At 64.7% G+C, this 13,491-nt stretch carries 13 protein-coding genes and 1 pseudogene; 11 read left to right on the top strand and 3 right to left on the bottom strand.

Annotation, left to right across the window (positions count from 1 at the left end):
• Positions 1-266: 266 nt before the first annotated feature.
• The 9 genes and pseudogenes from AXW83_RS27710 to AXW83_RS03030 all read left to right on the top strand — a co-directional run.
• Positions 267-588, top strand: a pseudogene (locus AXW83_RS27710) (IS3 family transposase); the annotation flags it as partial.
• 145 nt (positions 589-733) lie between these two features.
• Positions 734-931, top strand: a complete 198-nt coding sequence (locus tag AXW83_RS02995; protein WP_066610489.1) for a hypothetical protein — start codon at positions 734-736, stop codon at positions 929-931.
• A gap of 335 nt (positions 932-1,266) precedes the next feature.
• Positions 1,267-2,025, top strand: a complete 759-nt coding sequence (locus AXW83_RS03000) for an SDR family oxidoreductase (RefSeq protein ID WP_066610491.1) — start codon at positions 1,267-1,269, stop codon at positions 2,023-2,025.
• 27 nt (positions 2,026-2,052) lie between these two features.
• On the top strand, positions 2,053-2,823 hold the full coding sequence (locus tag AXW83_RS03005; protein WP_066610493.1) for an SDR family NAD(P)-dependent oxidoreductase: 771 nt from the start codon (positions 2,053-2,055) through the stop codon (positions 2,821-2,823).
• Positions 2,824-2,934: 111 nt separating this feature from the next.
• Positions 2,935-3,324: a cupin domain-containing protein gene (locus AXW83_RS03010; RefSeq protein ID WP_066610495.1), complete on the top strand. Its 390-nt coding sequence runs from the start codon at positions 2,935-2,937 to the stop codon at positions 3,322-3,324.
• 1 nt (position 3,325) lies between these two features.
• Entirely contained in the window at positions 3,326-4,921 is a 1,596-nt protein-coding gene (locus AXW83_RS03015; RefSeq protein WP_066610496.1) for a gamma-glutamyltransferase family protein, read from the top strand.
• 132 nt (positions 4,922-5,053) lie between these two features.
• On the top strand, positions 5,054-6,136 hold the full coding sequence (locus AXW83_RS03020; protein WP_066610497.1) for a TRAP transporter substrate-binding protein: 1,083 nt from the start codon (positions 5,054-5,056) through the stop codon (positions 6,134-6,136).
• A 14-nt stretch (positions 6,137-6,150) separates the two neighbouring features.
• A complete protein-coding gene (locus tag AXW83_RS03025) occupies positions 6,151-6,771 on the top strand; it encodes a TRAP transporter small permease subunit (RefSeq protein WP_066610498.1) in 621 nt (206 codons plus the stop codon).
• A complete protein-coding gene (locus AXW83_RS03030) occupies positions 6,768-8,147 on the top strand; it encodes a TRAP transporter large permease (protein ID WP_066610499.1) in 1,380 nt (459 codons plus the stop codon). The genes AXW83_RS03025 and AXW83_RS03030 overlap by 4 nt, the downstream gene beginning before the upstream one ends.
• Before the next feature lie 109 nt (positions 8,148-8,256).
• Here the strand turns inward: AXW83_RS03030 and AXW83_RS03035 are convergent, their stop codons facing one another.
• The gene (locus AXW83_RS03035; protein ID WP_066610500.1) at positions 8,257-8,502 is read right to left on the bottom strand and encodes a hypothetical protein; all 246 of its coding nucleotides are present in this window, start codon (positions 8,500-8,502) and stop codon (positions 8,257-8,259) included.
• Between the two features lie 722 nt (positions 8,503-9,224).
• On the opposite strand from AXW83_RS03035, the gene AXW83_RS03040 reads away from it, so the two are divergent.
• The gene (locus tag AXW83_RS03040) at positions 9,225-10,673 is read left to right on the top strand and encodes an undecaprenyl-phosphate glucose phosphotransferase (protein WP_082766911.1); all 1,449 of its coding nucleotides are present in this window, start codon (positions 9,225-9,227) and stop codon (positions 10,671-10,673) included.
• 110 nt (positions 10,674-10,783) lie between these two features.
• Positions 10,784-11,383: a flavin reductase family protein gene (locus AXW83_RS03045; RefSeq protein ID WP_156639744.1), complete on the top strand. Its 600-nt coding sequence runs from the start codon at positions 10,784-10,786 to the stop codon at positions 11,381-11,383.
• Positions 11,384-11,429: 46 nt separating this feature from the next.
• On the opposite strand, the gene AXW83_RS03050 is transcribed toward AXW83_RS03045, so the two are convergent.
• Both AXW83_RS03050 and AXW83_RS03055 read right to left on the bottom strand, forming a co-directional pair.
• Entirely contained in the window at positions 11,430-11,804 is a 375-nt protein-coding gene (locus AXW83_RS03050) for a VanZ family protein (protein ID WP_156639746.1), read from the bottom strand.
• A gap of 726 nt (positions 11,805-12,530) precedes the next feature.
• Positions 12,531-12,857, bottom strand: a complete 327-nt coding sequence (locus AXW83_RS03055) for a hypothetical protein (RefSeq protein ID WP_066610508.1) — start codon at positions 12,855-12,857, stop codon at positions 12,531-12,533.
• Between the last annotated feature and the right edge of the window lie 634 nt (positions 12,858-13,491).

A 13,491-nucleotide genomic window follows, 5' to 3' on the forward strand; every position in this document is an offset into this window, starting at 1 on the left:
CTGGCCCGGGAGGTTAATCGCGCTGGAGCGCCAATCAGAGCGCCCGAAACCGGACGATCCCAACTTCTGCTCTAGGCCAAGCATCGCCCGCCCGCTTCCGGGCGCCATTCGTCATATACCTGACTAAAGGTCGGCCCCCAGAAAGCGGACATGAAAGCTTGCGACAATTGATAGATTGCGCGTGAAGCGCTTCATAAGATCGGCGCGTCAAACGTGACGGACACAAACAAAGCAAACCTTGCATAAAAATCGCGCGATAAGGACAGCATCGGTTTGACGCCTGTCTCCAGCCGGCTCCGACTCACTTCCAGGAGCTGCTGACCGAGAACGGGGTCACCTGCTCGATGAGCCGATCGGGCAACGTCTGGGACAACGCCGCATGGCGAGCTTATTCGCTGCTTCGCGCGGCCCTTCGGGTTTCCTCGCTGAAAACGAGCGGATCAGGGGCGAGGTCTAGCGAACGCGCGACGCAGCCAGGGCCGATGTGTTCGATTACGTCGAGAGGTTCTACAACACGATCCGCAGGCCCTCGACTTGTCGCGCTATCTCAGCCCGGCCGAGTTCGAAAAGAAGGTCGGATTAGCTTAACTCACCGTCCACAGAACCGGCAGGAGGCCACTCCGCTGAAGAAACGGTGCGACGCGGACAATGCGGCGCTTCCCGTCAACCGATCGGAAGGCACCTGATCAAGCCGGGTATTGTCGTTCGACTTGGCGCTGCCCACGTCGAAGGCATGTGGTACGCAATCGCAATCATCGCGACCTCAGCGCTGGCGCTCTGGCTCGCGCTCACCGACAGCGCCATCTGGGCCCTGCCGCTGGTGATCATCATCGCCGCTCTGGCGAGGACGATGGTACGCAGCGCGACCGGCAAGGCGATTCGCCCGGCCGATATCGAGCCCCGTCACACGGATGTCAGGCAGGATACCTAGCGCCTCTCGCATCGGGCCGGCGCTAATCGGACCTCTACACACTTCCTCAGTTTATCCGGCTCCAGGCACAAGCCCCATTGTTGATATATGACGCTGGACGGCGGCGCGGAGTTTCCGTAGCTTCCTCTGTCAAAGACTTATTCGAGCGGATCAGGCCTGTGCTTTCCCATGCTCGCCCCGAAGGAACTTGGGCGCCGATATATGAGAGGGCCTGCGGGTGATCGGCAAAGGTCGGTTCCGCAGATGCGCGCCGCCCGGCATCATGCGACGACATTGCGCTGGCGCTGGGATAACTGAACGGCTCTCCGGATCGACAGCGAATGGGAACGGACAGGATGAAGCTTGCAGATAGGATCGCGATCGTCACAGGCGCCGGATCCGGGATCGGCCATGAGGCCGCGAAACTCTTCGCCTCGGAAGGCGCGACCGTGATCGTCGCCGACCGTGATCAAGCGTCGGCACAGCGTGTGGCGGCCGAGATCGAGAGCAGTGGCGGCAGGGCGATCGCCCATCATGTCGATGTCAGTAAGGAAGCCGAGGTCGCGGCGATGATCGAGGCCGTCGTCGCGCAGCATGGCCGGCTCGACATCCTCGTCAACAATGCCGGCTTCGGCTTCGCCGGAACGGTGGTGACGACGTCCGAGGCCGATTGGGACGCCCTGATGGCAGTCAACGTCAAGGGCGTCTTCTTCGGCTGCAAGCACGCCATTCCGGTGATGGAGAAGCAGGGCGGAGGCGTCATCGTCAACACGGCTTCCGCCGTGGCCAATGTCGGCATCGCCGAGCGCGCTGCCTATGTCGCCTCCAAGGGGGCGGTCCAGGCGCTGACCCGGGCCATGGCGATCGACCATGTCGCGGCGAAGATCCGGATCAACTGCGTCGCGCCGGGCACGATCGAGTCGCCCTATTTCACCGAGATCCTCAAGGCGCCCAATTCCGCCGAGCTGCGTCGCGGGCTGGAGCAGCGCCAGGCGATGGAGCGGCTTGGCCAGCCGATCGAGATCGCCCGGGCCATGCTGTTTCTCGCCAGCGACGATTCCTCCTTCTCCACCGGATCGACGCTTACCGCCGATGGCGGCTGGACCGCGCGCTGACACCATTTTTCGACAGGACAAGACTCGATGTACGGACTTGAAGGGCGCAGGGCGATCGTCACAGGCGCCGCCTATGGCATCGGCAGGGGTATCGTAGCGCGGCTGCTGGCCGAGGGCTGCGACGTCGGCATCTTCGATCTCGACGGAGCAGCGGCGCAGAAGGCCGCAGCCGAGCTGTCGGCGAAGGGCGGCAAGGTCGCCTTTGCCGGCGGCGACGTCTCGTCGCGCGCCGCTGTCGAGGCCGGCGTCGGCAAGCTGATGGCGGAACTCGGGCCGATCGATATCCTGGTCAACAATGCCGGCATCCTCAAGGTCGGCAAGCTGCTCGACATGAGCGAGGCCGACTGGAAGGCGCATTTCGCCGTCAACGTCGATGGGCTCTTCCACATGACGCAGGCGGTCGCGCCGCAGATGGTCGAGCGGCGCAAAGGCGCGATCGTCAACATCGCCTCCTGGATGGGCAAGTCGGGCGTGGCGTCCTACAGCGCCTATTGTGCCTCGAAATTCGCGATCATCGGCATCACCCAGTCGCTCGCAACCGAGGTCGGCGAGTACGGCGTGCGCGTCAACGCGGTCGGGCCGGGCCTCATCGTCGACACCAAGATGCGCGATGAATCCGAGGTCAAGCGCAAGGCCGAAGGGTTGCCGAGCGCCTATGACCGCGCCCAGGCCATCCCGTTGCGCCGGCCGGGCGTCCCCGAGGACATCGCCAAGGCGGTCGCCTTCCTCGCCTCGGATCAGGCCGACTACATCACCGGCGAGACCATCAGCGTCACCGGCGGCCTCTGGAACGACTGATATCCGGCTGCGACGCTCGCGCTGCGCCGCCTGGCTTCGGCGAGGGTCCGGTCGCCAGCCTTCACCTAATTCACTGCGATACGCCGATCGGCACGACAGAAGGGGACGATCATGACCATGCTGGATCACAACACGCAGCCGCAGGAAAAATGGCGCGACGGCGTGATGACGCAGATGCGCGTCTCCGCGGTCGTCAAAAGCCATCAGCTCTGCATCTTCGACCAGTTTTGCGAATTCGGTCTCGGCGCGCCGATGCATCTTCACGCGGTCGAGGAGGTTCTCGAGGTGTTTTCGGGCACGGCCGAGATCTATCTCGGCGAGGAGACGATGGTCGTCACCGCCAATCAGTCGGTGCTGATTCCCGCCGGCGCCCGGCACGGCTTCAAGAATATCGGCACCGACATCCTGCATGTCCGCGCGACGCTGGCCGCCGCCATCTTCGAGGCGTCCTATGACGACCGCAACGAATTGTCCCGGCGCTACCTCCCCGAGATCGCGTGACATGACCTTCGGACAGCGTGATTTCATGGTGCCGGGCCGCTCGCTGGCGGTCGGCGATCGCGGCATTGCCGCGACGTCCCACCCGGCGGCAACGCTGGCCGCGGTCGATATCCTGCGCGCCGGGGGCAATGCCGTCGATGCCGCGATCGCAGCCGTCGCCGTGCAGGGTGTCGTCGATCCGCATATGACCGGCATCGGCGGCGACTGTTTTGCGATTTATGCGCCCGCCGATGGCGAGCCCGTTGCCATCAACGGCTCGGGCCGGGCGCCGGCGAAGGCCGAGCTTGCCTGGTTCCAGCAGCAGGGCATCACCGTGATCGCCCCGGATTCAGCCCATGCCGTGACCGTGCCCGGCGCGGTCGACGCCTGGTGCAGGCTTTCCGCCGATCACGGCCGCAAGGGACTGGAGGAGGTTCTCGGCGCCGCGATCCGCGCTGCCGAGGAAGGGTTCGTCGTCACCCCGCGAACCGGCCACGATTGGGCGCTCAATCGCGGCCGCATCGAGCGCCATGGCGCCGGCGTCCCGGTCTACCTGCCCGGCGGGCAGCCGCCGACTGTCGGCAGCAGGCTGACCCATCCTGCTTTGGGCGCGACGCTGCGGCGCATCGGCAGGGAAGGGCGCCAGGCCTTCTACGAGGGCGCCGTCGCCGAGGATATCGTCGCGACCTTGAAGGCTGCAGGCGGACTGATGGAGTTGGGCGATTTGAGCGGCTCGCGGCCCGACTATGTCGAGCCTATCGGCGCCGACTATCGCGGCCATCGGCTCTGGGAATGCCCGCCGAACGGGCAGGGCGTCGCAGCCCTGCTGATCGCGCGCATCCTCTCGGGCTTCGATCTCGCCGACAAGGCGCTGAGCGAGGCCGACCGCATCCATCTTCTCGCCGAGGCCAGCAAAGCCGCCTACCGCCAGCGCGACGCGCTTGTCGCCGATCCGGCCTTCCACCCGCTCGATGTCGAGGCCTTTTTGTCGGACGCCTCGGTCGCCGCCATCCGGGCGAAGATCAGCCTGAAGACGGCAAGCGCCCCGACCGATTTCGACATGCCTTTGCACCGCGACACCGTCTATGTCGCGGTCGTCGATCGCGACGGCAACATGGTCTCCTTCATCAACTCGTTGTTCTCCGGCTTCGGCAGCGGCATCTATGCCGCGCGCTCCGGCGTGCTCCTCCAGAACCGCGGCTCGGGCTTCCGCCTGATCGAGGGACATCCCAACGCGATCGCGCCGGGCAAGCGACCCTTCCACACCATCATTCCCGGCCTGCTGGCCAAAGACGGCAAGCCGTCCATCGCCTTCGGCGTCATGGGCGGCCAGTATCAGGCGACCGGACATCTGCAGTTCCTCTCGGGCGTGCTCGATCGCGGCCTCGACATCCAGCAGGCCTCGGACGCACCGCGCAGCTTCGCCTTCGACGGCGTGCTTTCGCTGGAGTCGACGATCCCGACCGCCGTTGCCGACGACCTCGCGGCACGCGGCCATGTCGTCAAGTTTGCCAATGAAGCTCTCGGCGGCTGCCAGGCAGTGCAGGTCGATTGGGCGCGCGGCGTCATGTACGGCGCCTCCGACCACCGCAAGGATGGCATCGCGCTGGCGGCGTGACCGCGATGGCGCGTAACATATCGAGCGCTATCGGCGCTCGATTGCGTGACACCTGCTTGTGGGCATCGCGTTTGCATCCATGATGCGCGGCCGCTCCACGACCGGACGGCCGCGCATCGGAAGGACGAATTCATGACACGCCGACACCGCCTTGCGGCGGCTGCCCTCGTCGCGGCCGCTTGGACGCAAGCCGTACCCTCCCAGGCGCAAACGCTGCCCCCGGGCCCGACCGTCGCCATCACCATGGTGACGCAGCTGTCGCCTTCGATCCCGCAATACACCAAGGTCGACATCCCGATGCTTCGCGAGGGCATCCCGGAGAAGAGCGGCGGCCGCATCAAGGTCACGCTGGCGAGCTGGCCCGAGCGGGCGCTGACCGGCCCCGAACTGCTGCGCGTCATCCGCTCCGGCCAGATCGACATCGGCGCCCCGGCGCTGCCGACGGTCGCCGGCGACGTGCCGATGCTGGAAATGTCGGATCTCGCGGGCCTCAACCCCTCGCATGCCCAGTCGCGAAAAGTCATCGACGCGGTGCTGCCCGACGTGAACAAGGAGCTTGAGCGCTTCGGCGTGCGCATCATCGCGACCTTCCCTTATCCGGCGCAGGTCTTTTTCTGCCGCGATGCGGTGACGAGCCTCGCCGATCTCAAGGGCCGCCGCATCCGAACCGCCGGCGGTTCCTCCAACGACTTCGTCCAGTCCATCGGCGCGCAGCCGACCGCGATCGGCTTCCCGGAGGTCTATGGCGCGCTGGAGCGCGGCGTCGTCGATTGCGCCATCACCGGCACCGCGACCGGAAACGGCGCGCGCTGGTACGAGGTGACCAAGCATATGTATGCGCTGCCCGTGTCCTGGGGCAATTCGGCCTATGTCGCCAACCTCGCCTGGTGGAACAAGCTCGATCCCGCCGTCCGCGACTTCCTGCAGGCCACCTTCAAGCAGGTCGAGGACCAGCAATGGGCGCTCGGCCTGGAGGCGACCGAGGACGGTATCGCCTGCAATGCCGGCCGTAAGGAAGGCTGCAAGATCGGCCATGTCGTCGAGAACAAGCCGATGACGGTGACGCGGCCGACCGATGCCGACATCGCGACCTTGCGCACCAGCCTGAGCACGGCGGTCTTGCCGGCCTGGGTCAAGCGCTGCGGCGAGCGTTGCGGCGAAACCTACAACCGGCTCGTCGCTCCGATCACCGGCATCCGCTACGAAGCCAAGTAAGAAAGACAGCCGCGATGCTCTCCCGATCGATCGTCGCGGCGTCCTTCTGTCGAAGGATCATCGCCAGGCTCGGCACTTATATGGGCTATGCGGCCGGCTGGGGCTTCATCCTCTGCGCCGCCTTCATCACCTTCGACGTGCTGGCGCGGCGCTTCCTGGGCTTTTCCTCACAGGCGACGACGGAACTGACCGGCTACGCGCTCGCCTTCGGCATTTCCTGGGCGCTGGCGCATACGCTGACCAGCCGCGCCCATGTCCGCATCGACGTGCTGATCAACTATCTGCCGGCTAAGGTCCGCTATCCGATGCATCTGCTCAGCCTTGCGGCGCTGGCGGTATTCATGGGTTTCCTTGCCAAGGGCGCCTGGGAACTCGTCGACGAATCCCTGCTCTTCAACGCCACCGACATCAGCGTACTGCGAACCCCGCTCTGGATACCCCAGGGTCTTTGGGCCTTCGGCATCCTCGTCTTCCTCGTCCTGATCCTGCTGATGCTCGTCGAAAGCACGCTTCTGGTCGTCGCCGGTCGCGGCGCCGAGGCCGAGGCGCTGCTGCATTCGCGCGGCTATGACGAGGAGGTCGCTGAAGCCCTGGAGGCCGTCGGCGCAATCGAGACCACGAAAGCCGCCCGATGATCGCGATCGTCTTCCTGCTCACGCTCGTCGGCCTGATGGTCGGCATGAGCTTCATGGGCATCGGCCCGGACACCAACCTGATCGGCGAGGTCCTGCTGCTGGTCGGGCTCTTCCTCGTCTTCTTCGGCGCCGGCATCTATGTGGGGGCGGCGCTCGGCGTGCTCGGGCTGATCATCGGCTTTGCCTTTTCCGACCGGCCGTTCTGGACCTTCATCGGCCAGACCGTCTGGAACCCGTCGTCGAGCTTCGTGCTCGTGGCCGTGCCGCTCTTCCTGCTGATGGGCGAGATCCTGCTGCGCTCGGGACTGTCGGAACGGCTCTACCGCTCGCTCAATGTCTGGCTCGACCGGCTGCCGGGCGGGCTGCTCCACACCAACATCGCGGCGTCCGGCGTCTTCTCGGCCATCTCTGGCTCCTCGGTCGCGACCGCCGCGACCATGGGCTCGGTCGCGTTGCCCTTCTTCAAGGGCTCGCGCTACGATCCCAAGATGGTGCTGGGCTCGTTGGCGGCGGGTGGAGCGCTCGGCAACCTGATCCCGCCCGGCATCACTTTCATCATCTATGGGCTGATCACCGAGACCTCCGTCGGCGCTCTCTATCTGGCGGCTGTCGGGCCGAGCATCCTCGTCGTCCTGCTCTTCGTGCTCGTCATCCTCTGGAAGGCCCGCGGCGCCGCCCCGATCATCGACAAAGACGCCCCGCGTCTCCCGCTGCGCGAGAAGCTGCGCAGCCTCGTCGACCTGATGCCGACGGCGATCCTGATCCTGATTGTGCTCGGCACGATCTATGGCGGGCTTGCGACCGCGACGGAATCCGCCGCACTCGGCGTGATCGGCGCCATGGTCTTCGCGGCCATCGAAGGCCGCCTCAGTTTCAGGATGCTCAACGCCTCGGCCGAAGCGACGGCGCGCAACACCGCGCTGATCGGCCTTATCCTGTTTGGCGCCTATGTGCTGAACTATGTCTTCGTCGGACTCGGCGTTCCGCAAGCTCTTGCGAAGCTTGTCAGCGAAATGCCGCTGCCGCCCTGGGCGATCATGCTTCTGATCATCGGCTTTTACTTGGCGCTCGGCACGTTCATGGAAGGTTTCTCCATGGTCGTGACCACGATCCCGGTGATCTTTCCGGTCGTGATCGCACTTGGCTACGACGCCGTCTGGTTCGGCGTCATCGTGACGATGCTGGTCGAGATCGCGCTGGTCTCGCCACCCGACGGCACCGTTCTCTACGTCCTGCAGGGGATGCGCCGCGACGGTGGGCCAATCACCGACGTGTTTGCCGGCGTCATGCCCTTCGTGCTCGTTTATATCTTCGCAGTCATCCTGCTGATGTGGTTTCCGCAGCTCGCTCTGTGGTTGCCGAAGGCCGTGCAGTGAGCCTGGCCGCTCGTCGCTGAGAAGCCGGAAAAGCGATCGTCAAGCCCGCTGATTGCTGCAGCGCAGCACCTTCAGCACGCCATGCGGATCGTGACCAGCGCGATCCGGCTTACCAGAACCAGATCGGCCGCTCTGCCACAAGGGTCAGCCCGATCCACCACCCGAGGGTGATCACCGATGACACGATCGCGGCCAGCCGGAGCTTCCGGGCGTCCCATTCCGAAACATTTGTGTTCAGCAATTTCATGGCAGGTGTCCTTGTCACATCAAGATGCTTGATGATCGCAAGGCGTGTGCCGTCGGATTCCGTGTAGGGAACCAGTTCCGGCAGCAGGTTTTTCGAGTGGTTCTGCATGAAATCGTATGAGAGCTCGGCTGACTTACTTGAGGTGGCGATATTTTAATTCGATCCGAAGACGGAAATATCGACCATCTGCAGTGAAGTCCAAACAGTATCGTCAATCACTATCGCCGGCACTTGCGTCAGATCCGGCGAATCGCTTCCTGACAGGATTCGCCGACAGTGCCAAGCACTTGCGGCGGCCGCGTGACGGACAGGGGCGTCCGAGCCCGCGATCGGAAAGCGAAGGCGGTAACAGCTGGCTTACACACATTGTTCCGCCCGCGATTCCGCCGTCGAATCCCTGTCGGTGAAACGGCGGTGCCGTCGCACGAGTGCGTCGCACAAGACGCATATTTGATGCGTCGCACAAGAGAGCTGACAGGCCGCTCACAGGTGATTCGGTCTGGTGCGGCCAACCAGGCAGCCTTGGAAGGCGGATACGGTGATGCGTCGATGCAACGGTCGCGGCGATATCGATGTCCGTGGTCGTCAATCCGGCGATTTCGGCGTATGTCGAAAACCGTTGTTGATTCGCGGGTTTTGTGGCCTTGCATCGAAGAGCAGGGGTCTTTTTCAGGAAACGGGAAGCTTTTTGGGGTGCTGGCCGAGACGCCCGGGTGGAAAGACGGAACGGCGCATGCCGTAGGCTCTTAGTATTTGTTGCGGACTGAGAATTGGCTTGTTGCTCCAAGATTTAACGATGTGGTAACATCTTCGCAGCGAACGAGGCGACGATGACCGCTTTTAACTCAAATGAAGTGTCGCCCCAGACAGTGCAGGCAAGAAAAGACCGTCTCCGGCTGCAATACGAGTACGTGCATCCTGTCGCGTTCGTGGTTGATTTTGTCATTATCGTTCTGGCCAGCATTGTCACCGGGACTGTGTATCATATTGTCGTGTTCGATAAATATGATGATTTGTTCCAATACGCTGGCATTGGTTTCATCACGGCGCTGATATTCGTTCTGGTCACGCACGCTCGTGGATTGTATCAGTCGCAAGAACTGATCAATGCCAACAGGCAAATCAGACATATCGTCGGACTATGGACGATAACGTTCTTTTTTCTGACTGCCGTAGCGTTCTCCCTGAAGCTCGCTGACGTTTACTCGCGCGGGTCCGCCGCGGCTTTTTTTCTTGTCGGCTTCACTGCCTTGGCAACGGGGCGTTTCGCTTGGCAGTATGCGCTTCGCGCGGCGCTGGAGCAGGGCCTGTTCGTCAGGCGGCGCATTCTGGCCATCTGCGAGGAAGGCGCGCCGTCGGCTCTGGCCTGCATCGCCGAATTGCAGCGCTATGGGCATACCCCCGTCAGTACGCTCACGGTGGCCGGTACGGCGATCGACGAGGACGGCCTCCAGAGCCTCGTCAAGCAGGCCGCTGCCGTCGCACGCAATTTCCATGTCGACGAGATCGTCGTGTCGATGTCGTTGAACAGGCTGGCCCTCGTCGGTCAGATCGTGGAGGGGCTGCGCGCACTCCCTCTGCCGGTGCGTTTCGCGGTCGATGCCACCACCGCGGAACTGATCCTCAGGCCGGCGCAGCGGCTCGGGCGGACATTTGCGTTCCAGGTGCAGCGGCACCCGTTGAGCTTCTCCGAGCGGGTGATCAAGCGGACGCTGGATATCACCGTCGCATTGACGGCCCTGATCGTCCTGTCCCCGTCGATGCTGATCACGGCGATCGCGATCAAGATCGATACCCCTGGTCCGATCCTGTTCCGCCAGCTGCGCTACGGCGTGAACGGCAAGCGCTTCCGCATCCTGAAATTTCGCAGCATGTCCGTCATGGAGGACGGCGCCCATGTCCAGCAGGCCCGCCGGGGCGACGCCCGCGTCACCAAGGTCGGCCGCATCATCCGGGAACGCAGCATCGACGAATTGCCGCAGCTGCTGAACGTTCTCCGCGGCGAGATGTCGATCGTCGGTCCCAGGCCCCACGCCGTCGCCCATGACGACCAGTACGAAGAACTCATCCTGCGCTATGCCATGCGGCGCTTCCTGAAGCCGGGTCTGACCGGCTGGGCCCAGGTCAATGGCAGCCGCGGCGAGACGCCGACGCTCGAGAGCATGATGACGCGGCTGCATTACGATCTCTGGTACATCGACAACTGGAGCCTCTGGCTCGAAATCACGATCATTTTCCGGACCTTCATCTCGGTGTTGAATCCCAAGGACGTCTACTGAGCGCGGCGTGACCGACCGTCCGCCGGCCGGCTTGCTTCAGCCGGCGCGCGCCCTGGTCATTCCGGTGTCGCAGAAACGCACCTTGCTTTTGGCCGGCCGGACCCACAGCTGTGTCGGGCGAGCCGGGATGCGCCTGGCCAGCCTGCCGGAGTTTTGCCGGATGCGACAAGCAGGGCCCGTGCGACTTGCCTGAGGTGGACGCGACAGTGAGACAGCGCGCCGCGGGCGGCGACGATCCGGGCGTGAGCAGCGATCAGTATCGCGCCGTCATGCGACGGGTCGCCGGGAGCGTGTCCGTCATTCTCTCCGGGGCGCCCCATGCTTTGGTCGGCATGACCGTGAACTCCGTCGTATCGGTCAGTCTCGATCCGCCGCTGATCCTCTTTTGCGCCCGGGCCCAGAGCGCGAGCGCCGCGAGCATCCTCGAAAAGGGCCTGTTCTCGGTCAACCTGCTCAGCGACGAGCAGCAGCTGGTGTCGCGCTATTTCGCCGGCGGGCAGGCCGAGCCGCCGGCCTTCGACCTCGGCAGCGACGGCGACCATGTCTGGCTTGAACGGACGGTGGGCAGCTTTCTCTGCAGCGTCGACAACGTCCATCGCGCCGGCGACCACAACATCATCGTCGGAAAAATCCACCGGATCATCGACAATACGTCACGGCCGCTGCCGCTCGTCTATCGCGACGGGCAATACCACTCGCTGGCGCGCTGAGGCCAAAGCGTTGGTCGTTCCGGCCATCGCCGAAGCCGGGCCCGAGCTATCCCAAACGCGGCGTCCGCAGCCACTTTTCCTCGATCTTGTTGCCGGCGGTGACGATGATCAGGGCGATGACCACGCCCGCGATCTTGACCATCGCATCCATCGCCCGGCCATGGCGGCTCGAGACCAGCGTCTGCCCGAATTCGAGCCCGAGCGCCATCACGATCAGTCCGAGCGCAAGCCAGCCCAGCCGGCGCGGATAGGCCAGGCCGCAGGCGGCGGTCAGCGCGAAGAACCCCGCGAACCGGTCCGCATTCGCGCCGAGATAGGGGACATGCGGACGGTTCTCGATCGAGGACAGGGTCGCGAAGACGATCAGCGCCAGCAGGATCCAGAAGACCCAGCGGGACAGGACGCGGACAAGATCAAGCATCGGCATCGTTTCGCAAGGAGAGGCGTCGGCGCGTGCCCGGGGCGCACGCAGCTTCGGGGCGGGCTCTGTCCCATAAGGACTGTTGGGCGCGCCGGCTATCGGCGCGCGCGCATGGCGGCATTCCGGGGCTCACGAGCGAACGATCGCACAGGAAGGCCGCTCGCGTCGGCGTGGCATCCCCATGGGCATCGTGATCTCCGTTCGAGCCTGGCGCGGTGTCGTTGAAGCAAGATGTGGGCCCGAATGCGGCTTTAGCCGGAAAACCCTGCTTTGATCTTAACGAGCGATTAAGGCCCTCCCGATCGCCATCGATCCTGGCTGCCCGGCCTCGCCCAAGGACCGCACGACGCTCATCACCGTCCGCGCCTGCCACCATCCGTCATTCCGGGGCACGCCGCAGGCGTGAACCCGGAACCCACGACCGGGCGAAACGTCCCGACCTGGCGTCAAACGGCAGGAGGCACGAACACCGGCTCGCCCGGTCGTGGGTTCCGGGTTCGCCGCTGCGCGCCGCCCCGGAATGACAACGCGGGTGGCCGCCGGTCTCGCCGGCGCCATAACGCCGGTCTCGGCCATCATCTCGCGCGCCGCCGCGCCGCCCGGAATCGTCATTGCGAGCGAAGCGAAGCAATCCAGTGGGAGTCGAGCTTCTGGACTGCTTCGTCGCTTTGCTCCTCGCAATGACGGCAAGGCCTTGCGCCAGCCGGCCGCCAGCGCCGGCCGGCCTCAAAGCTCCGGCAGCGCCGCCTCGGCCGCAATCCGAGCCTGGGCCTGTGCGAACGCCTCGTCGGGCGCAAGCCCGTTGCGGCGGTTTTCGATCGAATACCGAAAGAGCCGCCGGTCCTCGTCCGGCAGTGCGTCCATGAAGGCGGTCAGGCAGGCCCAGTCGCTGCGCCGGCAGCTCTTGCGGCGGCGGCAGGGCTTGTCTGCGCAGTAGCGCCATACGCCGAGGATATCGCCGACGCGATGCAGCAGCAGCGGCCGCACCTTCTGGCAACTTTCGAAATCGGTGATGGGCGGGATGTCGGCAAAGTCGCCTTGGCGATGGGGCATGGCGGGCTCCGGTCGGGAGAAGGGCGTGCGGAAGCAGCGCTGCGCAAAACGCGCGCAGCGTCGGCGATGATCAGGGGCTGGCGGAGCGCCGCGAGGCGCGGGGGTAGTGGTCCGCAACCATTGAGCCAGGTCGCGGCGCGGAGGGATTGAGCCACCCTCCGCACGCCCCGTGGCGCTCCGCCTCCGGCGATTTCGGACCTCGGGCCGCGCTTATCGGGATTCAGGGGTTTCGATCTGCAGGCTCGGGTGCCAGTTCGCCTGAGGCTCGTCGCGACCTTTGCCGGCAGTTCGTCCTCCCGTCATCCTTATAGCGAGCTCCTCGCACAGGGACCGTAGTGTCCCCAGGGCGGTGCCCCGAAGCCTCCCGAGTCTGGCGTGTAAGACCAGCCGCAGGCGCCGACCCTCACCCAACCTCCAGCATACCTCCGGACGGCCGCCCCGTTTGGGTGATGGGCGAGGTCAGGATAGGGCGAGCGGGAAGGGGCGGGGATTATTTTCGGTGGGAAGCGCCGCCGCCTCTTCCCTTCTCCCGGATGGGAGAAGGTGGCCCGGAGGGCCGGATGAGGGCCTGCCGTTGCAGCAAGAAGGCGCCACGGCTCCGTTGCACTCAGGCGATCAGCGGCAGTCCCTCACC

It is taken from the genome of Bosea sp. PAMC 26642, from assembly GCF_001562255.1.
Classification (GTDB): Bacteria; Pseudomonadota; Alphaproteobacteria; order Rhizobiales; family Beijerinckiaceae; genus Allobosea.